Below are 18,745 nucleotides of genomic sequence, written 5' to 3'. Positions count from 1 at the left end.
ACGCGTCACAGATCGGTTGAACGCAGCAGCAGAAAACCCCGCGAAAGCGGGGTTTTTTGTTGCCTGCAGCGCGTACCGGGCGGATCAGCGCAGCTGGCGCGGCGTCGCGTTGAGACGCTTGCGCATCAGCCGCCGCAGCGCGGTGGGATCGCGGTAGCCCACGCGCTCGGCCACGGTCTCCACCGAGTAGCGGCTGTTCTCCAGCAGGGCGCGCGCCTGGTTCAACTGCACGCTGCGGATCAGGTGCAGCGGCCCTTGCCCGGTGGCCTTGCCGACCTGCCGTGACAGTGTGCGCGTGGACATGCCGACGTGTGCCGCAAGCGCACCGACACTGACCGTGGCCGGCAGCGTGGCTTCGATATGGGCGGTGAGCGAGGCGATCAGCGCATTGCCCTGCGCCATCATCGCCGGGACCATGAACGGCGATTGCAGTTGGCGGCGGTCCAGCAGCAGGGCGCGCGCCACCGCATCGGGCAGGGCCGGACCAAAGCGCTGCCGCAGCAGGTACAGCATCAGGTCGGTATGGCCGAGCGCGGCGCCTGCCGTGATCACCTCCGTGTCATCGATCACCATGCGGTCCGGATCGACCCGGCACTCCGGGGCCTGGCGCTGCAGTGCGCCCGCAAGCCACCAGGTCGTGGTCACGCTGCGCCCGGCAAGCAGCCCGGCGTCGTGCAGCAGGAACACGGACGCACAGGAGGCGGCGACGCGCCCACCCGCCGCCACGTGCGCGCGCAGCGCCCGCAGCACACCCGGGATGTCCGGATCGCGCAGGCGTTGCGCGATGGCCTCGGGATCCTCGACGCCGAGCCCGGGCACGATCCAGCAGGACTGGGGATCGGCGATGCGCGGCATCGCTTCCGCGCGCAACTGCAGGTGCGTCCCCAGGCGGACAGCGCCCCGGGCCGGGCTGCAGACCTGCCAGCGCGGGACCGGCAGGCCCAGCCGCGGCGCCAGCGTGGCGGCCGTGGTGAGGATGTCCAGGGTCAGCGCGACGCTGGAGGCGAACGCACCGGGCAGGACGATGACGGTGAAATCATGCATTGGCTGATTGTGCACGAAAGATGTCGGATCGGCCGATGTTGCCCGGAGCGGTGTTCGGCTCCAATGGACGTCCCTCCCGCCACACCCTGAAGCGCATGCCCAACCTTACCCTGACCGTTCCCGCCGACGCTTTCGACGCGGCCACCCGGCAACGCCTGCTGCAGGCCGTGCACGACGCGGCTGTCCGCGCCACCGGCCTCGGCCCCGAACCGGCCCAGCAGCGCCTGTGCTGGGTGATGCTGCAGGAAATCGCGGCCGGCCACTGGCTGTGCGGCGGCCAGGACATCGGCGCGCGCGCTATCCCCTGCCAGATCGAGGTGCGCATACCGCAGGGCGTGCTGGATGCGCGGCAGCGCGCCGACTACGCCCGCCAACTGCACGAGGCCATCGCGGGGTGCCTGCCGTCGGAGGACACCCGCGTGCTGCTGGGGTCGATCGTGATGACCGACGTGGCCGACGGTCACTGGGCCGTCAATGGACAGCTCTGGCAGGTGAGCGACTTCGTGCGCAGCGCCGGTTACGCGCACCTGCAATCGCAGGCCGCGCCGGCCTGATCCGACGCGCCACCCGGGCGGAGGAAAGAACGCCGGAATGACATCGAACACGACGTACAATCCCCGCCCGGACGGCGCCCCTGCCGTCCCGTGCTTGCTGACAAGGATCTGTATATGTCGTCTCTGCTTCTGCGCTCCGCGCTCGCCCTTGGCCTGGCCGGTCTCTCGCTGCCGGCCCTGGCTGCACCGGAGTTCGCGACCTGTTTTACGTTGACCCCGGGCCTGTCGTGGTCCACCAGTGATGAAACGCTCACCATCGAGAAGGCCACGTTTGCCGGCCAGGATGCGATCAAGGTAAACAGTGCCGGCGGTGGTGTCGGTAGCGCCAGCTACTACGATGCGAGCGGCCGCCAGCTCCTCGGCCAGGAGCGCCTTGGCATGTCCGCCTGGGGTGGCGACGGTTCCAAGCCGGTGATGACCGACGTGTTCAAGCCCGCGCCGACGTTCCCGGCGAACGCCAAGCCGGGCGATCGTTTCGAAGTCAACGGCAAGGGCGAGCGCACGAACCATGCCGAAGACACCGTCGAGCCGATCGACTATGACGGCTTCTCCGACTACACCTTCGTCGGCTTCGAGGACGTGGAAGCGGAGGTCGGCTACCAGCCGCGTACCTTCAAGGACACCTGCCACGTCACTGCCACCTTCGAAGACAGCCGCATCGAGGCGTGGTACGCCGCCGGGTTCGGGCGCATCCGGTTCGAGCGCTACATGGGCGACGAGCTGCTGATGCGCGACGAGATCGAGTCGATCGAAGAGTAATACCCACAAAAAACCCCGCTTTCGCGGGGTTTTTCGTTCAACACAGGACGCCGGGAATCAGTCGCCCAGAGTCAGCAGCGAGGCATTGCCGCCGGCCGCCGTGGTGTTCACGGTGACGGTCTTTTCCGTGGCGAAGCGCAGCAGGTAGTGCGGACCGCCGGCCTTCGGGCCGGTGCCCGACAGGCCCTGGCCGCCGAACGGCTGCACGCCGACGACCGCACCGATCTGGTTGCGGTTGACGTACACGTTGCCGACGTTGATGCGCGAGGAAATACGGTCGACGGTTTCATCGATGCGCGAATGCACGCCCAGGGTCAGGCCGTAGCCGGTCGCGTTGATCTGGTCGATCACCGCGTCGAGCTGATCACCCTTCCAGCGGATCACGTGCAGCACCGGCCCGAAGATTTCCTTGTGCAGCTGGTCCAGGTTCTTCAGTTCGTACGCACGCGGGGCGAAGAAGGTGCCGTGCGCGGCGTCTTCGCCGAGCGTGGCAGCGGCGATCAGACGGGCGTCCTTCTCCATGCGTACCGCGTGATCCTTGAGGATCTGCAGCGCATCGGCATCGATCACCGGGCCGACGTCGGTGGACAGCAGGCCCGGGTCGCCGACCTTCAGTTCGGCCATCGCACCGGACAGCATGGTCATCACCTTGTCGGCGATGTCGTCCTGCACGAACAGCACGCGCGCGGCCGAGCAACGCTGGCCGGCCGAGGTGAACGCCGAACCGATCGCATCCTTGACCAGCTGTTCCGGCAGCGCCGAGGAGTCGGCGATGAAGGCGTTCTGGCCGCCGGTTTCGGCGATCAGCACACCGATGGCGGCGTCGCGGGCGGCCATCGCGCGGTTGATCGCACGGGCGGTGTCGGTCGAGCCGGTGAAGGCCACGCCGGCCACGCGCGGGTCGGAGGTCAGGGCCGCACCGACAGTGGCACCGTCGCCGGGCAGGAACTGCAGCACGCCTTCCGGTACGCCGGCGTCGAGCAGCAGTTTCACCGCGTAATAGCCGATCAGGTTGGTTTGTTCGGCCGGCTTGGCGAGCACGCTGTTGCCGGCCGCCAGTGCAGCACTGACCTGGCCGAGGAAGATCGCCAGCGGGAAGTTCCACGGGCTGATGCAGACGAACACGCCGCGGCCATGCAGCTGCAGTTCGTTGGATTCACCGGTCGGGCTCGGCAGCTTTTCGGCATGCCCGAACTGCTCGCGTGCCTGCTTGGCGTAGTAGCGCAGGAAGTCGACCGCTTCGCGCACTTCGGCGATGCCGTCGGGCAGGCTCTTGCCGGCTTCCTTGACGCACAGGGCCATGAATTCGGGCAGGCGCGCTTCCAGCTGGTCGGCCGCGTGCTCCAGGATCGCGGCGCGGCTGGCGGCCGGGGTACGGTTCCAGGCGGGCTGCGCGGCCACGGCATTGGCCAGCGCCTTCTCGACGGTGGCGCTGTCGGCCGGCTGCCACTGGCCGACGACCTGGCGGGTGTCGGCCGGGTTGGTCACGTTCAACAGCGCGCCGGTCGGGTTGGCACCCGGCACCAGCGGCGCGGCGTGCCACCCGCTCTTGCCCGGCGCGGGCACGGCGGCGTTGAGCTGCTCGGCCAGAGCGCGCAGATCGTTGTCGTTGGCGAGATTGACGCCCATGGAGTTCTTCCTGTCATGGTTCTGGCTGCGCAGCAGATCGACCGGCAGCGGGATTTTCGGGTGCGGGATGGACGCGAACGAGGAGACCACTTCGACCGGATCGCGGATCAGGTCGTCGATGGCCACGTTGTCGTCGGTGATGCGGTTGACGAAGCTGGAATTGGCGCCGTTCTCAAGCAGACGACGCACCAGGTACGGCAGCAGGTCTTCATGCGAACCGACCGGCGCGTACACGCGGCACGGCACGTTCAGACGGTCGGCCGGCACCACTTCGGCGTACAGGTCATCGCCCATGCCGTGCAGCTTCTGGTGCTCGTACTGGCCGCCCTTGGCGATCGCCTGCACCGCTGCGATGGTGTGCGCGTTGTGCGTGGCGAACATCGGGTAGATCGCATCGCTGTGCGTGAACAGACGCTTGGCACAGGCCAGGTAGGACACGTCGGTGTTCTGCTTGCGGGTGAACACCGGATAGGCCGGCAGGCCCTCGATCTGTGCACGCTTGATTTCCGCATCCCAGTACGCGCCCTTGACCAGGCGGACCTGCAGGCGACGACCGATGCGGCGGGCCAGGTCGGCCAGGTAATCGATCGTGTACGGGGTGCGCTTCTGGTACGACTGCACGACCACACCGAAGCCTTCCCAACCGGCCAGCGAGGCATCGCTGACGACCGCTTCGATGATGTCCAGCGACAGCTCCAGGCGGTCGGTTTCTTCGGCGTCGACGGTGCAGCCGATGCCATAGGACTTGGCCAGCTGCGCCAGTTCGAGCACGCCCGGGACCAGGTCGGCCATGACGCGTGCGCGCTTGGCGTGCTCGTAGCGCGGGTACAGCGCGGAGAGCTTGATCGAGATGCCCGGGGCCGAATTGACGTCGCCATCCGGACGGCCGCCGCGGGCCTTGTGGTCGCCACCGATCGAGTGGATCGCGCGACGGTAGTCTTCCAGGTAACGCTTGGCATCCTTCATGGTCAGCGCACCTTCGCCGAGCATGTCGAACGAATAGCGGTAGCTGGCGTTGTCGCCCTTGTGCGAGCGCGACAGCGCTTCGTCGATGGTGCGACCCATGACGAACTGGTGGCCCATGATCTTCATCGCCTGGCGCACGGCCAGGCGGATCACCGGCTCACCCACGCGGCCGATCAGGCGCTTGAACGCGCCCGGCACGTCGGCGCGGGTGGAGTCGTTGATCTGGACCAGGCGGCCGGTCAGCATCAGGCCCCAGGTGGAGGCGTTGACCAGCACCGAGTCGCTGCCGCCCATGTGCTTCTTCCAGTCGGCATCACCGAGCTTGTCGCGGATCAGCTTGTCGGCGGTGTCCTGGTCCGGAATGCGCAGCAGGGCTTCGGCCACGCACATCAGCAGCACGCCTTCCTCGCTGCCCAGGTCGTACTGGCGCATGAAGGCTTCGATCGCGCCCTGGTCCTGGGCACGCACGCGCACGCGCTTGACCAGGTCGGCGGCAGTGGCCTGCACCTTGGCCTGCTCGGCGGCCGGCAGGCGTGCCTGCTCGAGCAGCTCGCGCACATGGGTGGCCTCGTCCTTCAACCAGGCATCGGTGATCGCCTGGCGGAACGCATTGGGAACGGCCGGCAGCTCGGGGGACAGCAGCGGCGGGCGGGCGGCGCCGGACGATGCCGGGGCAGGGGGAAGGACAGAGGATGCAGTCATGCCGGTCGGCTCGTGGAGAACTTGACCATTTTAATCGTTTTTTGGGCGAGTCAAGTGCTTTCCGTGGCAGTCCGCATCCAGCGCATAGCCTTTCATACAGGGGGATTCGGCGGATTCGACCCGCCTGCCATTTATTGTGCTGTTTTCGTCAAAACGGCCGCCGCAGTCGATGCTGTATTGCACCATTCCTGAAACTGTGAATGGACCCTTGCTACTCGCTGGAGAGCAGGGCTACCATCGAGACGTTTCCCGCGGCAGGAAAAACGCGGTTGCGACATGATCGAGGTGCTCATCGCTCCGGACGGATCAGGGACGCAACTGCGGCTGCGTCCCCCACGGGCGCTCGATGCCCGGCAGTTCGTCCTGTTGTTTGTGGTGTTGGCGGGGGTGATGTGGCTGGCGGCCGGCCTGGGCTGGTTCACCGGCAACGTATTCGCCCCCGTGTTTGCTCTGCTGTACAGCGTGTTGCTGGCAGTGGCGCTGCGCACGGTGTGGCGCAGTGGAGAACGGCAGGAAGAGATCCGGGTAGTGCCGGCGTGCGTGGAAGTGATTCCCGCACCCGGGCATTCGCCGGTGTTCAGCGCCCACCCGCACTGGGTGAGGCTGATCGCCGATGAACGCAGAGTCCGGCTGGCATCCAGCGGTAGGCAGGTGGACGTGGGGAGTTTCCTCGCACCGGCCGAACGCCAGGTACTGGCTCAGAAACTAGAAGGCTTGCTCGCGGCCAATGACGGCCGCAACCGACGACGCTAAGGGTCTAGGCAATGAAGCAATGCAGAAAGTGGGGCAGGACGTTCGGGAAGACAGTGTTGAGCGGGGTCGCGCTGCTGGCGCCGGCCATGGCGTGGGCCCAGGCGGCCGACCCCAAACCGTGGCAGTTGAACATGGGCAAGGGGGTGACCCAGAGCTCGCGGTTGGCGTGGGAGTCCAACCTGTTCTCGCTGTGGGTCTGTACCGTGATCGGTGTGCTGGTGTTCGGCGCGCTGTTCTACGCGATCTTCAAGTTCCGCAAATCCAAGGGCGCGGTCGCCGCCACCTTCAGCCACAACACGAAGGCCGAGGTCATCTGGACCGTGATCCCGGTGATCATCCTGGTGGTGATGGCATGGCCGGCCACGGCCAACCTGATCAAGTTCTACGACACCCGCGATTCGGAAATGACCGTCAAGGTCACCGGCTATCAGTGGATGTGGAAGTACGAATACCTCGGCGAGAACGTCAGCTTCACCAGCCGCCTGGACCGTGAGTCCGACCGCGTGCGCCAGAGTGGCGTCGTGCCGACCCGCGACAGCCATCCGCACTATCTGCTGGATGTCGACAACCGCCTGGTGCTGCCGGTCGATACCAAGGTGCGCTTCGTGATCACCTCCGACGACGTCATCCACGCGTGGTGGGTGCCGGCGCTGGGCTGGAAGCAGGATGCGATCCCCGGCTTCATCAACGAGGCCTGGACCAACATCGAGCAGGTCGGCGTGTACCGCGGCCAGTGCGCCGAGCTGTGCGGCAAGGACCATGGCTTCATGCCGATCGTGGTCGAGGCGGTCTCCAAGGAGGACTACCAGAAGTGGCTGGCCTCGAAGAAGCCTGCCCCGGCACCCGCACCCGAGGCGGCTCCGGCCCCTGCGCCGGCCGCCCCGGCCGAGGCCACCCCGGCACCGGCCAGCGAGCCGGCCGCTGCAGCAACAGACAGCAACGCCTGAAATCGAGCCGCGTCCGCCAGCCGGCGGATGCGGGTACCACCGGATACAGTGAGGTGTAGTTGCGATGGCGCATTCCGCAGTTGACCACGACGGGCATCACGGGCATCAGCAGGGGTTCTTCGAGCGTTGGTTCTTCTCGACCAACCACAAGGACATCGGCACGCTCTACCTGCTTTTCAGCTTCATCATGTTCATCATCGGCGCGGCGATGAGCGTGATCATCCGCGCTGAACTGGCGCAACCGGGCCTGCAGTTCGTCAAGCCCGAGTTCTTCAACCAGATGACCACCGTGCATGCGCTGGTGATGATCTTCGGTGGCGTGATGCCGGCCTTCGTCGGCCTGGCCAACTGGATGATCCCGCTGCAGATCGGCGCGCCGGACATGGCCCTGCCGCGCATGAACAACTGGTCGTTCTGGCTGCTGCCGGTGGCCTTCAGCCTGCTGCTGCTGACCCTGTTCCTGCCGGGCGGCGCCCCCGCCGGTGGCTGGACGCTGTACCCGCCGCTGTCGCTGCAGGGTGGCTACAACGTGGCCTTCAGCGTGTTCGCCATCCACGTGGCCGGCATCAGCTCGATCATGGGGGCGATCAACATCATCGCCACCGTGCTCAACATGCGCGCCCCCGGGATCGACCTGCTGAAGATGCCGATCTTCTGCTGGGCCTGGCTGATCACCGCGTTCCTGCTGATCGCGGTGATGCCGGTGCTCGCCGGTGCGGTGACGATGCTGCTCACCGACAAGTTCTTCGGGACCAGCTTCTTCAATGCTGCCGGTGGCGGTGACCCGGTGATGTACCAGCACATCTTCTGGTTCTTCGGGCACCCGGAGGTCTACATCATGATCCTGCCGGCGTTCGGCGTGGTCAGCGAGATCATCCCGACCTTCAGCCGCAAGCCGCTGTTCGGTTACCAGGCCATGGTCTACGCGATCGCCGCGATCGCCTTCCTGTCCTTCATCGTCTGGGCCCACCACATGTTCACCGTGGGCATGCCGCTGGGCGGCGAGATCTACTTCATGTTCGCCACCATGCTCATCTCCATCCCGACCGGGGTGAAGGTGTTCAACTGGGTCAGCACCATGTGGCGCGGCTCGCTCACCTTCGAAGCGCCGATGCTGTGGGCGGTGGCGTTCGTGATCCTGTTCACCATCGGTGGCTTCTCCGGCCTGATGCTGGCGATCGTGGTAGCCGACTTCCAGTACCACGACACCTATTTCGTGGTCGCGCACTTCCACTACGTGCTGGTCACCGGCGCGGTGTTCGGGTTGATCGCCGCGGTGTACTACTGGTGGCCGAAGTGGACCGGGCGCATGTACAGCGAAACCTGGGCCAAGGTGCATTTCTGGTGGTCTATCGTGTTCGTGAACCTGCTGTTCTTCCCGCAGCATTTCCTCGGCCTGGCCGGCATGCCGCGACGCATCCCCGATTACAGCGTGGCCTTCGCCGACTGGAACCTGATCAGCTCGATCGGTGCGTTCGGCATGTTCGTCACGCCCTTCATGATGGCCGCGATCCTGTGGCACTCGCTGCGCCACGGCGCGAAGGCCGCCGACCGCTGCTGGGAAGGCGCACGTGGCCTGGAGTGGACGATTCCCTCGCCCGCACCGGCGCACACCTTCACCACACCGCCGACCATCCGTCCGGGTGATCTGGCCCATGACGACATCACCCATTGAGGCCGCTCGTGACCAGCACAACGCGTACTCCGGATGAGCAGGCCCTGCAGCGCCGTCGTGCGCATCGCACCGCGTGGGCGGTCGGCATCGTCGCGGTGATGGTCTATGCCGGCTTCATCCTCAGCGGGGTGATCGGGCGATGAGCGATCCGCGCCCGGCCGCCCCCGCACGTCACGCGGGCCTGCCCCGCCTGATCGGGGTGGCGCTGGCGGTGTTCGTGCTGACCTTCTCGCTGGTGCCGCTGTACCGCATCGCCTGCGAAAAGGTGTTCGGCGTGCGCCTGGAACGGGGCCCCGGCGCCGCTGCGTCCACGGCGGCGACCACCGGCAAGCGCACGGTGCGGGTCGAGTTCGATGGCGGGGTGAATTCCAAGCTGCCCTGGGCCTTCCATCCCGAGCAGCTGACCATGGACGTGGTGCCCGGCGAGCTCAACGAAGCGCTGTACTTCGCGCGCAATGACAGCGACCGCGCGCTGGTCGGCAGCGCGGTGCCCTCGGTGGCGCCGGCCAAGGCGTCGGGCTACTTCAGCAAGACCGAGTGCTTCTGCTTCACCGCGCAGACCCTGCAGGCCGGTGAGAAACGCGACATGCCGGTGCGCTTCATCGTCGATCCCGACCTGCCGGCCAACATCACCACGATCACCCTGTCCTACACCTTCTACAAGAACGACGCCTTGTCCGCGGAGCTGGCCCCGGCCAGCCTGCCGACCGGCGCGCGTGCAGCTCCCTGATCCGGACCGGACCCAAGACCATGGCCCAGCAAAGCCCCGATGCGAACGTGTACTTCGTGCCCACGCACAGCAAATGGCCGTTCATCGGTTCCATCGCGATGATGGTGACAATGGTCGGCGTGGCCAGCTGGCTCAACGATTCGGGCTGGGGCAAGTGGACCTTCTACGCCGGTATCGCGATGCTGGTGCTGACCCTGTTCTGGTGGTTCAGCGACGTGGTGCGCGAATCGCAGGCCGGCAGCTACAACCGCCAGGTGGACGGCTCGTTCCGGATGGGGATGGTGTGGTTCATCTTCTCGGAAGTGATGTTCTTCGGCGCGTTCTTCGGCGCGCTGTTCTACACCCGCAACCTGGGCCTGCCGTGGCTGGGCGGTGCGGGCGACGGGGTGATGACCAACGAGTTGTTGTGGGACGGCTATTCGGCGGCATGGCCGACCAATGGCCCCGGTGCGATCGGCGGACACTTCCAGACCATCCCGGCCTGGGGCCTGCCGCTGATCAACACGCTGATCCTGCTCACCTCCGGCGTCACCCTGACCATCGCGCATCACGCGCTCAAGGCCGGGCACCGCCGCCAGCTGCTGGTCTGGCTGGGCATCACCGTGCTGCTCGGCGTGGGCTTCCTCACCCTGCAGGCGGAGGAGTACATCCACGCCTACAAGGAACTCAACCTCACCCTGGGCTCGGGCATCTACGGCTCGACCTTCTTCATGCTCACCGGCTTCCACGGCGTGCACGTGCTGCTCGGCACGATCATGCTGGCGGTGATGTGGCTGCGCTCGTCGAAAGGGCATTTCACCCGCGACAACCACTTCGGCTTCGAAGCGGCCGCGTGGTACTGGCACTTCGTCGACGTGGTGTGGCTGATGCTGTTCCTGTTCGTCTACGTGCTGTAGCGTCGGCGCGACGTCCTGCCGCATCGACGCCGGTGCGGCCTCAGCCGCCGATGCCGTGGGGCTTGATCCAACCGCTGTAGATGCCGATGACCACCAGCACGATCAGCGCCACCGACACCGCGATGCGGCGGGTGAGGGCATTGACGGTGCGCTTGGTCTGGCCGCGATCGACCAGCAGGTAATACAGCCCGGCGCCCAGATTCCAGACGATGACGATCAGAAACGCGATTACCAGCAGGGTCTTCAACGAATCATTCATGCGCGGCTCGATGGCGTGGCGGGTGTGTCTATATCACCGCGTTTTGCCGGCATTGTCATGATGCGCAAGCACACACGCCTGATGGGCTGGATCGCCGCGGTGCTCGTCATCCTCGCGTTCTGCCAGCTGGGCCGCTGGCAACTGCAGCGCATGCATGAGAAAGAGGTGTTGCTGGCCCAGCAGGTGCCCGCGCGCGCGCAGTCGCTCACGCTGCGCCAGGCCCAGACCGCACCGCCGCGGCTGCGCTGGGTGGAGGATCGCGGTCGCTTCCTGCCCGGCACGATCCTGCTCGACAACCAGACCCGCGAAGGCCGCGCCGGGATCAAGGTCTATCAGCCGTTCCAGAGTGATGACGGCGCACAGGTGCTGGTCGATCTCGGCTGGCTGCCGATGCCGCCTGATCGGGTGGTGCCGTCGATCACCCCGCGTACCGGCCACACGGCCATCAGCGGCCTGCTGGCGCCACCCCCGGCCACCGGCCTGGCCCTGGGGCCGGCGCTGTCGCCGGTACCGCAGGCGGGCGTGTGGCTGGCCAGCCGGATGCCACCCGATGACATGGCCCGCGCGCTGTCGCTGCCGCCGGGCAGCCTGGCGGTGCGCGTGCTGCGGCTGGATCCGGCGCTGCCTGGTGGTTACGCGCGCGATCTGGAGCTGCTGCCCAATACCCTGCCGCCCAGTCGCCATCTCGGCTACGCCGTGCAATGGTTCGGGCTGGCGTTGACCGTGCTGGTGGTCGCGCTGGTCCTGGAATTCCGTCGCCATCGCCGCCGGCGTGGCACTCCCCGGCGCTGACCGGCTCAACATGAGAAAATGCCGCCCATGAATGCCACTTCCCCGGCACGGCTGCCGTCCCGTTCACGCGGCCGCTGGACCCTGATCGCGTTGTTCGGCGTGTTCTTCGGCGCCATGGCGCTGGCGGGCGTGCTGCGCTTCTCCGGCTGGCAGCCGACCTCGCACCGCAATACCGGGGCGCTGCTGCAGCCGCCGGCCGATCTGCGCGCGCTGCCGCCCACCCTGGCCGATGGTCAGCCGTACCCGTGGAACCCGAACGATCGCACCTGGCGGATCCTCGTTGCCCCGTCTGCCAGCTGTACCAGCGAGTGCGTCACTTTGTCGCAGGGATTGGGCAAGGTGTGGCAGCTGTTCGGCCATAACGCCGATAATGTCGAGATCCTGTGGCTGGGCACGCCGCCGGCCGAGGTCCAGGGCATGCCCGCACTGCGCGCGCTGCGCGCCCAACCGGACCTGCGTGCCGCTTTGCCCGCCGTGGATGACGCCGCCGGCACGCCTGTGTATGTGATCGATCCCAATGGATTCGTGATCATGCGGTACGCGCCGGGATTCGATATGGCCGGTCTGCGCAAAGACCTGGCCACGCTGCTGAAACTGAAGTGAGTTCCGTTTAGATGAGCCTCTCCGCACGCCCGGTGCTGCACCGCAATTTCCACCGTCTGGCGTGGTTTGCGCTGATCATGACCGCCAGCACGATCATGTTCGGTTCGTTCGTGCGTCTGTCCGATGCGGGCCTGAGCTGCCCGGACTGGCCGACCTGCTATGGCCGCGTCACCTGGCCGCAGCACGCCGCGGACGTCATCGGCCACGAGGCCGCCAAGATCCGCCCGCTGGAGACGCACAAGGCGTGGCGCGAGCAGGTTCACCGTTTCCTGGCCGGCGCACTCGGCATCGAGATCCTCACCCTGGCGTTGCTGGCCACGCGCCGTCGTCGCTGGGGCAGCACCGCGGTGATCACCGCCTGTGTACTGGTGGCGACCGGCATACCGCTGTACATGATGGGGATGCACGTTCCGGCGAGCATCCTGGCGATCATCGGCGAGGCGATCCTGCTGATCGCCGCACTGCGATGGACAAACATCGACCTGGCCCGCGCGGCCTTGTTGACGCTGGCGGTGGTGATCTTCCAGGCGCTGCTCGGCATGTGGACGGTCACCTGGCTGCTCAAGCCGATCGTGGTGATGGGCCATCTGCTCGGCGGCATGCTGATGTTCGGCCTGCTGGTGTGGATGGCGTGGCGCGCCACGCACATGCCGATCACCCTGGCCGAAGCGCCGAAGCTGAAATGGCTGATCCGCGCCGGCGTGGCCGTGCTGGTCGCGCAGATCGCCCTCGGCGGCTGGGTCAGCGCCAACTACGCCGCACTCGCCTGCGGTGGCGGCAGCGCCTCGCTGGACAACTTCCCGCGCTGCGTCAGCCAGTGGTGGCCGCCGCATGACTTCAAGGAAGGCTTCACCCTGTGGCGCGGCATCGGCGTGGATTACGAAGGGGGCGTGCTCGATGGCGCGTCGCGCATCGCGATCCAGATGGCGCACCGCTTGATGGCGATCGTGGTGGCCGTCTACCTGCTGTGGCTCTCCGTGCGCCTGTTCCGCCTGCCGAGCATGCGCGGCTGGGCGAGCGCATTGGGCCTGCTGGTAGTGCTGCAGATCACCCTGGGCATCCTCAACGTGAAGCTGGCGGTGCCGCTGGAAGTGGCCGTCGCGCACAGCGGTGGCGCCGTGGCGCTGTTGTTCGTACTGGTGACGCTGCTGGCGCGCCTGCGTGCGCCGGATGCGGATGGTGGCAAGGCCAGCGCTGCGTCCCCTGCCGTGCAGGCAGGCTGACGGCATGGCCAGTTACCGTCAGTACTGGGATCTGACCAAGCCCAAGGTCGTCGCCCTGATCGTGTTCACCGCGCTGGTGGGCATGTTCCTGGCCATCCCCGGCGTGCCCACCGCGCAGCAGGCGCTGGACGGCGCCCTCGGCTTCCTCGGCATCTGGCTGGCCGCCTCGGCCGCCGCGGCGATCAACCAGCTGCTGGACGCGCGCATCGATGCGCAGATGGCGCGTACCTCGTGGCGCCCGCTGGTGGTGGGCAAGGTCAAGCCATGGCAGGTACTGGTCTTCGCCGGCCTGCTGATCGTGCTGTCGATGACGATCCTGGTGGTCTGGGTCAACGTCATCACTGCGGTGCTCACCTTCGCCTCGCTGATCGGTTACGCGGTGATCTACACCGTGTACCTCAAGCGCGCGACTTCGCAGAACATCGTCATCGGCGGCCTCGCCGGCGCCACCCCGCCGATGCTGGGGTGGGCCGCGATCACCGGCATGCAGGGCCCGTGGGACTGGGCCTACGCGTCGCTGCTGGTGCTGATCATCTTCATCTGGACCCCGCCGCACTTCTGGGCGCTGGCGATCTTCCGCCGCGAGGATTACGCCAAGGCGGAGATCCCGATGCTGCCGGTGACCCATGGCGTGGCGTATACCCGCAAGTCGATCATGGTCTATTCGATCGCACTGGCCATCGTCAGCATCCTGCCGGTCGTGTTCGGCATGAGCGGCATGTTCTACCTTGGCGGCGCGATCGTGCTCAACGCGGTCTTCCTCTGGTACGCCTGGCGCATGCTCAACCCGCCGGACGAACTGTTCTCGATGAAGATGTTCGGCTACTCCATCGTCTACCTGATGGCGTTGTTCGCCTTCCTGATGGTGGACCACTGGATGCTGCCCTGGTTGTAGGGGCGGGTGCGCTGCGACACATTGAATTTCCCGCAAGCGTCGCCATTGCTTTCATGACCGAACAGGACGTGACGGCATGAAACGATGGATGCGAAGCGCAGTACTGGCCATGACACTGCTGTGCAGCGCGGCGATTGCCGCGCCTGCACCCGATGAGACGGCCACGCAGATCATGCGGCACGCCGGCGACCACCGCCTGCTCGTGCTGGGCGAATACCACGGCACCGCCGAAACGCCGCTGCTGGTGGCTGACCTGATGGAACGCTACAGCCGCAACACGGCCGCCGTGCGGCTGGGGCTGGAACTGCCGATGAGCGAGAACGTCGCGTTGGCGCGCTACCTGCGCTCGGACGGTGGTGCCGACGCGCGCGAGACGCTGCGCACGTCGCCGTTCTGGGTGGTGAAGGACGATCAGCATGACGGCAGGCGCAGCCGCGACATGATCGCGCTGATCGAGGCCGTCCGTGTGTTGCGGGCCCAGGGCCGCGATGTGGGCGTGGCCGGCTATGACAACGAAACCGGCACTTCCACCAGCAGTGACCAGCGCGATGCGGCCATGGCCACGCACCTGCGCCAGCAGTTCAATGCGCTGCCTGCAGATGCGCGGATGCTGGTGCTGACAGGCAACGTGCATGCCATGCGCGCCCGGTCGGCTGATGCGCCCCCAGAGATGCAGAAGACAATGGCCGCGTACCTGCTGGACCTGCCGCTGTACAGCGTCCGTCTGGAAGCGCTGCGTGGCCATTTCTGGGCGTGCTTTCAGCCGTGCCGCGCGGTGCCGCTGATCGAGCGTCCACCGCGCGCGGCGACAGAAGATACAGGAGCGGATCGGCAGTACGACCTGTGGATATGGATGCCCGCCTTGAGCGTTGCCACCCTGACCGACCGCTGAGATAACGCCGTTCGCGGCGGACACGACGCCAGTATTGCGCCACGGATGTTGCGTGCGAACCTTGCGTGATTCACTCCGGGCGGACGGTTGGCGCCGGGTCAATGGGATCACGCGCATACCGCTGCGCGATCATCGCGCAGACGATCAGCTGGATCTGGTGGTAGATCATGATCGGCAGCACGATCGCACCGAGGCTGCCGCCGGCGAACAGCACCTTCGCGATCGGCACCCCGGTGGCCAGGCTCTTCTTGGAGCCGCAGAACAGGATGGTGATTTCATCCTCGCGGTTGAAGCCCAGCCGGCGCGCGATGAAGCGGATCAGCGGCATCGCGATGCCGAGCAGGACCGCCGCCACCACCGCCACGCTCACCAGCGACAGCAGCGGGGTCTTGCTCCACAGTCCTTCGCTGACGGCTTCGCCGAAGGCGGAGTAGACCACCAACAGGATCGTGCCCTGGTCGGTGTAGCGCAGCAGGGCGCGCTGCTTTTCCACCCAGCGGGCGATCCACGGGCGCAGCAGGTGGCCGGCCACGAACGGCACCAGCAGCTGCAGCATGATGCTGATGATGGCTTGGCCGGGGTTGTGCATGCCGCCCTCGGTGCCGGCCAGCAGGGCCAGCAGCAGCGGGGTCAGGAACACGCCCAGGATGCTCGACAGCGAGGCGCTGCATACGGCCGCCGGCACGTTGCCGCGCGCGATCGAGGTGAACGCGATCGAGGACTGCACGGTGGACGGCAGCGCGCACAGGAACAGCACGCCGATGTAGAGCTCCGGGGTCAGCAGCCAGCCATCCAGCGGTTTGAACATCAGCCCCAGCAGCGGGAACAGCACGAAGGTGCAGGCCAGGATGGTCAGGTGCAGGCGCCAGTGCAGCAGGCCGGCGACGATCGACTCCCGCGGCAGGCGCGCGCCGTGCAGGAAGAACAGCGCGGCGATGGCGACGTCGGTGACATCGTCGAGCACCATCGCGGCGGCGCCGTGCATCGGCAGGAAGGACGCCAGCAGCACGGTAAAGAGCAGGGCGAGGGTGAAGTTGTCCGGTCGCAGGCGCGACCACCAGCGGGTCATGGTGGGCAGGCTCCTGTAGAGCAGGGAAGTAAGCGGGGGAAGAAGGGCTGGGTCAACGCGCGGCGTCCTGCTCCAGCAGGACACGGGTCGGTGCTTCCAGCGAGGTCATGCCGGCGGCGCGGCCGAACGTGAGTGCGTCATCCACCGAGGCGCCCTCGCGTGCCTGCAGCAGTGCCAGCAGCGCACCGGCGCGGTTGCCGGAGGCACAGTGCAGCAGCACCGGCCCCTGGCTCTGTGCGAGCGCGGTACGCAGGGCCTGCGCATTGGCCGCGGTCAGGCCGGCGGCACCGGCAACCGGGATGCGCACATAGCGCAGCCCCAGGCGTTCGGCCGCGGCGGTTTCATCGAAGCCACGCACTTCGTCGGGCTGGCGCAGGTCGATCAGGGTGGTGACCCCGGCCGCGGCGGCCTGCTGCAGCTCAGCGGCACTGGGCTGCCCGGCGGTGTAGAGCTGCGGTCGTGGCTGCGCGAACGGCAGTTCCCCTGCCGCGGCGGGCAGGACCAGCGCGAACAGCGCAGCGAAGACGCCAAGGCGAAGCAGGCGGACGATCGATGCGGCAGGATTCACGATGTGGGAAGCCACGACTGCTCCGTCGGTCAGAAGCGGATGGTGCTGCGCGCCTTGAGCAGTTCGCGCAGCTCGTACTTGTCAGTATCGTCCAGACCCTGCTGGCTCTGCTTTGCCTGAAGCTCATCGAGGCGTTGCATCAGCAGCTGTTTCTCCAGCTGGGCAACCGCGTCATGCAGCTCCTGGGTCCACATCGCCTCATCGCCGGGCAGGGTCTGCGCGGCCAGCTTGTGCAGTGATTCCTGCTCCTCGCGGCCCTCGAAGTGCTCCAGCAGCGCGCCCGTGCTGATATCCGGGCGCTGCTCCACCAGGGTCAGCAGTTCGGTCAGCAGATCGATGCCGGGCAGGCGCAGGCCGGTGAAGTGATGGCCTTCCAGCGTCATCGCCAACGAGGGCTGCTGCAGCAGGATCGCGATCGCGGCGCGCACCAGGCTGCGGCGCTGTGCCGGTGCCACCGCGCGCTGTGGTTGGCGCGAGGGCTGCGCGGATGCACTGGGCTTGGCACCCAAGCCGGTCAGCGTGGTCAGCTGCTGCTTCATCAGGTCGCCGAAGGCGCCATCGGGAATCTGCGCCAGCATCGGCTTGGCCCGTTCGGCCAGGCGTGCCTTGCCATCGAGCGTGCCCATGTTGACTTCACGGGTGAGCTCGTCGAAGAAGAACTGCGACAGCGGCGTGGCCTGCTGCAGGCGTGCATCGAAGCCCTCGCGGCCTTCCTTGCGCACGATGGTGTCCGGGTCTTCGCCATCGGGCAGGAACAGGAAGAAGGCCTGGCGGCCGTCCTTCATGCGCGGCAGCACCGACTCCAGCGCACGCCAGCCGGCGCGACGACCGGCGGCATCGCCATCGAAGCAGAAGAACACGTCCGGCGCGTTGCGGAACAGCAGCTCGGCGTGGTCCGGCGTGGTCGCCGTGCCCAGCGTGGCCACCGCCTGGGTGACGCCGAACTGGAACAGCGAGACCACGTCCATGTAGCCCTCGACCACGATCAGCCGCTCGATCTTCTGGTTGGCCTGGCGCACCTGCCACAGACCGTACAGCTCGCGGCCCTTGTGGAACAGCGCGGTCTCGGGCGAGTTGAGGTACTTCGGGCCGGCGTCCCGGCCGTCATCAGGTGCGCCCATGACCCGGCCGCCGTACGCGATCACGCGGCCACGGCGGTCGAAGATCGGGAACATCACCCGGTCGCGGAACTTGTCGTAGACGTGGCCGCGATCGTTCTTGGAGAACAGGCCGGCGCGGTCGAGCAGCTTCATCCGCCGCTCGTCCTTGCCCAGCGCATCCTTCAGCGCGCTGTAGCCGTCCGGTGCGTAACCGATGGCGAAGCGCTCGCGGTTCTCTTCATCGACACCGCGCTGGTCCAGGTAGGCGCGCGCCTTGTCGCTGCCCTTCAGCGCGGTCTGGAAGAACCGCGTGGCCGCATCCAGCGCCGAGTACAGATCGCGGCTGTCGTCCTGCTGCTGCGCGGTGCGCGGCTGGGTGTCGCGCGGCACTTCCATGCCGACGCGCTTGGCCAGCTCATCGACCGCGTCGAGAAACTCGAGGCGGTCGTAGTTCATCAGGAAGCTGATCGCCGTGCCATGCGCGCCGCAGCCGAAGCAGTGATAGAACTGCTTGGTCGGCGAGACCGTGAACGACGCCGAGCGCTCGTCATGGAACGGGCAGCGTGCCGCATATTCCTTGCCCTGGCGCTTCAACGGCACGCGGCTGCCCACTACCTCGACAATGTCGGAGCGGGCCAGCAGGTCGTCGATGAATGCGTCGGGGATACGGGCCATGGGCAGCAGGCAGG

Annotated in this window: 19 protein-coding genes; 13 read left to right on the top strand and 6 right to left on the bottom strand. The window is 66.9% G+C overall.

Going from position 1 to position 18,745, the window contains the following annotated elements:
• Window positions 1-84: 84 nt before the first annotated feature.
• Window positions 85-1,044: a GlxA family transcriptional regulator gene (locus AB9O74_RS16020; protein ID WP_369349916.1), complete on the bottom strand. Its 960-nt coding sequence runs from the start codon at window positions 1,042-1,044 to the stop codon at window positions 85-87.
• A gap of 35 nt (window positions 1,045-1,079) precedes the next feature.
• On the opposite strand from AB9O74_RS16020, the gene AB9O74_RS16015 reads away from it, so the two are divergent.
• Together AB9O74_RS16015 and AB9O74_RS16010 are read left to right on the top strand one after the other, a co-directional pair.
• The gene (locus AB9O74_RS16015; RefSeq protein WP_369349915.1) at window positions 1,080-1,598 is read left to right on the top strand and encodes a 4-oxalocrotonate tautomerase family protein; all 519 of its coding nucleotides are present in this window, start codon (window positions 1,080-1,082) and stop codon (window positions 1,596-1,598) included.
• Window positions 1,599-1,712: 114 nt separating this feature from the next.
• On the top strand, window positions 1,713-2,357 hold the full coding sequence (locus AB9O74_RS16010; protein WP_369349914.1) for a hypothetical protein: 645 nt from the start codon (window positions 1,713-1,715) through the stop codon (window positions 2,355-2,357).
• Window positions 2,358-2,414: 57 nt separating this feature from the next.
• Here AB9O74_RS16010 and putA read toward each other — a convergent pair whose 3' ends face one another.
• A complete protein-coding gene (putA, locus tag AB9O74_RS16005; protein WP_369349913.1) occupies window positions 2,415-5,654 on the bottom strand; it encodes a bifunctional proline dehydrogenase/L-glutamate gamma-semialdehyde dehydrogenase PutA in 3,240 nt (1,079 codons plus the stop codon).
• Window positions 5,655-5,930: 276 nt separating this feature from the next.
• Between putA and AB9O74_RS16000 the strand changes: the two genes are divergently transcribed.
• The 6 genes from AB9O74_RS16000 to AB9O74_RS15975 all read left to right on the top strand — a co-directional run bounded on the left by AB9O74_RS16000 (window position 5,931) and on the right by AB9O74_RS15975 (window position 10,655).
• A complete protein-coding gene (locus AB9O74_RS16000; protein WP_121042248.1) occupies window positions 5,931-6,407 on the top strand; it encodes a DUF2244 domain-containing protein in 477 nt (158 codons plus the stop codon).
• 86 nt (window positions 6,408-6,493) lie between these two features.
• The gene (coxB, locus tag AB9O74_RS15995; RefSeq protein ID WP_241696605.1) at window positions 6,494-7,354 is read left to right on the top strand and encodes a cytochrome c oxidase subunit II; all 861 of its coding nucleotides are present in this window, start codon (window positions 6,494-6,496) and stop codon (window positions 7,352-7,354) included.
• A 64-nt stretch (window positions 7,355-7,418) separates the two neighbouring features.
• The gene (ctaD, locus tag AB9O74_RS15990; RefSeq protein ID WP_019185997.1) at window positions 7,419-9,029 is read left to right on the top strand and encodes a cytochrome c oxidase subunit I; all 1,611 of its coding nucleotides are present in this window, start codon (window positions 7,419-7,421) and stop codon (window positions 9,027-9,029) included.
• 8 nt (window positions 9,030-9,037) lie between these two features.
• On the top strand, window positions 9,038-9,172 hold the full coding sequence (locus tag AB9O74_RS15985; RefSeq protein ID WP_257018790.1) for a hypothetical protein: 135 nt from the start codon (window positions 9,038-9,040) through the stop codon (window positions 9,170-9,172).
• Entirely contained in the window at window positions 9,169-9,759 is a 591-nt protein-coding gene (locus AB9O74_RS15980; RefSeq protein ID WP_176990545.1) for a cytochrome c oxidase assembly protein, read from the top strand. Before AB9O74_RS15985 ends, AB9O74_RS15980 begins: the two co-directional genes overlap by 4 nt.
• Window positions 9,760-9,779: 20 nt before the next feature.
• Window positions 9,780-10,655, top strand: a complete 876-nt coding sequence (locus AB9O74_RS15975) for a cytochrome c oxidase subunit 3 (RefSeq protein WP_176990544.1) — start codon at window positions 9,780-9,782, stop codon at window positions 10,653-10,655.
• Between the two features lie 40 nt (window positions 10,656-10,695).
• Here AB9O74_RS15975 and AB9O74_RS15970 read toward each other — a convergent pair whose 3' ends face one another.
• The gene (locus tag AB9O74_RS15970) at window positions 10,696-10,914 is read right to left on the bottom strand and encodes a twin transmembrane helix small protein (protein WP_019185993.1); all 219 of its coding nucleotides are present in this window, start codon (window positions 10,912-10,914) and stop codon (window positions 10,696-10,698) included.
• Window positions 10,915-10,971: 57 nt separating this feature from the next.
• On the opposite strand from AB9O74_RS15970, the gene AB9O74_RS15965 reads away from it, so the two are divergent.
• The 5 genes from AB9O74_RS15965 (at window position 10,972) to AB9O74_RS15945 (ending at window position 15,319) form a co-directional block, all read left to right on the top strand.
• Window positions 10,972-11,706, top strand: a complete 735-nt coding sequence (locus AB9O74_RS15965) for an SURF1 family protein (protein WP_369349912.1) — start codon at window positions 10,972-10,974, stop codon at window positions 11,704-11,706.
• A gap of 27 nt (window positions 11,707-11,733) precedes the next feature.
• Window positions 11,734-12,309, top strand: coding sequence for a hypothetical protein (locus AB9O74_RS15960; protein ID WP_176990542.1), 576 nt, complete (start codon window positions 11,734-11,736; stop codon window positions 12,307-12,309).
• Between the two features lie 11 nt (window positions 12,310-12,320).
• Window positions 12,321-13,532 (top strand): COX15/CtaA family protein, encoded by a 1,212-nt coding sequence (locus AB9O74_RS15955; protein ID WP_346479755.1) that lies wholly within the window; start codon window positions 12,321-12,323, stop codon window positions 13,530-13,532.
• A gap of 4 nt (window positions 13,533-13,536) precedes the next feature.
• Window positions 13,537-14,427, top strand: a complete 891-nt coding sequence (gene cyoE / locus AB9O74_RS15950) for a heme o synthase (RefSeq protein WP_346479754.1) — start codon at window positions 13,537-13,539, stop codon at window positions 14,425-14,427.
• An 88-nt stretch (window positions 14,428-14,515) separates the two neighbouring features.
• Window positions 14,516-15,319 carry a calcium-binding protein gene (locus tag AB9O74_RS15945; protein WP_369349911.1) on the top strand — a complete coding sequence of 268 codons (804 nt, stop codon included), beginning with the start codon at window positions 14,516-14,518 and terminating at the stop codon, window positions 15,317-15,319.
• A 70-nt stretch (window positions 15,320-15,389) separates the two neighbouring features.
• On the opposite strand, the gene AB9O74_RS15940 is transcribed toward AB9O74_RS15945, so the two are convergent.
• From AB9O74_RS15940 to dnaG, 3 genes are all read right to left on the bottom strand, one after another.
• The gene (locus tag AB9O74_RS15940) at window positions 15,390-16,388 is read right to left on the bottom strand and encodes a bile acid:sodium symporter family protein (protein WP_369349910.1); all 999 of its coding nucleotides are present in this window, start codon (window positions 16,386-16,388) and stop codon (window positions 15,390-15,392) included.
• A gap of 52 nt (window positions 16,389-16,440) precedes the next feature.
• Complete coding sequence (locus tag AB9O74_RS15935; protein WP_369349921.1) at window positions 16,441-16,893, bottom strand: sulfur transferase domain-containing protein; 453 nt, start codon at window positions 16,891-16,893, stop codon at window positions 16,441-16,443.
• A gap of 92 nt (window positions 16,894-16,985) precedes the next feature.
• Window positions 16,986-18,731 carry a DNA primase gene (dnaG, locus tag AB9O74_RS15930; protein ID WP_369349909.1) on the bottom strand — a complete coding sequence of 582 codons (1,746 nt, stop codon included), beginning with the start codon at window positions 18,729-18,731 and terminating at the stop codon, window positions 16,986-16,988.
• Between the last annotated feature and the right edge of the window lie 14 nt (window positions 18,732-18,745).

It is taken from the genome of Stenotrophomonas sp. JAG2 (genome assembly GCF_041080745.1).
In the GTDB taxonomy this organism is placed as follows: domain Bacteria; phylum Pseudomonadota; class Gammaproteobacteria; order Xanthomonadales; family Xanthomonadaceae; genus Stenotrophomonas; species Stenotrophomonas maltophilia_AA.
This window is presented reverse-complemented; position numbering and strand designations above follow the sequence as displayed.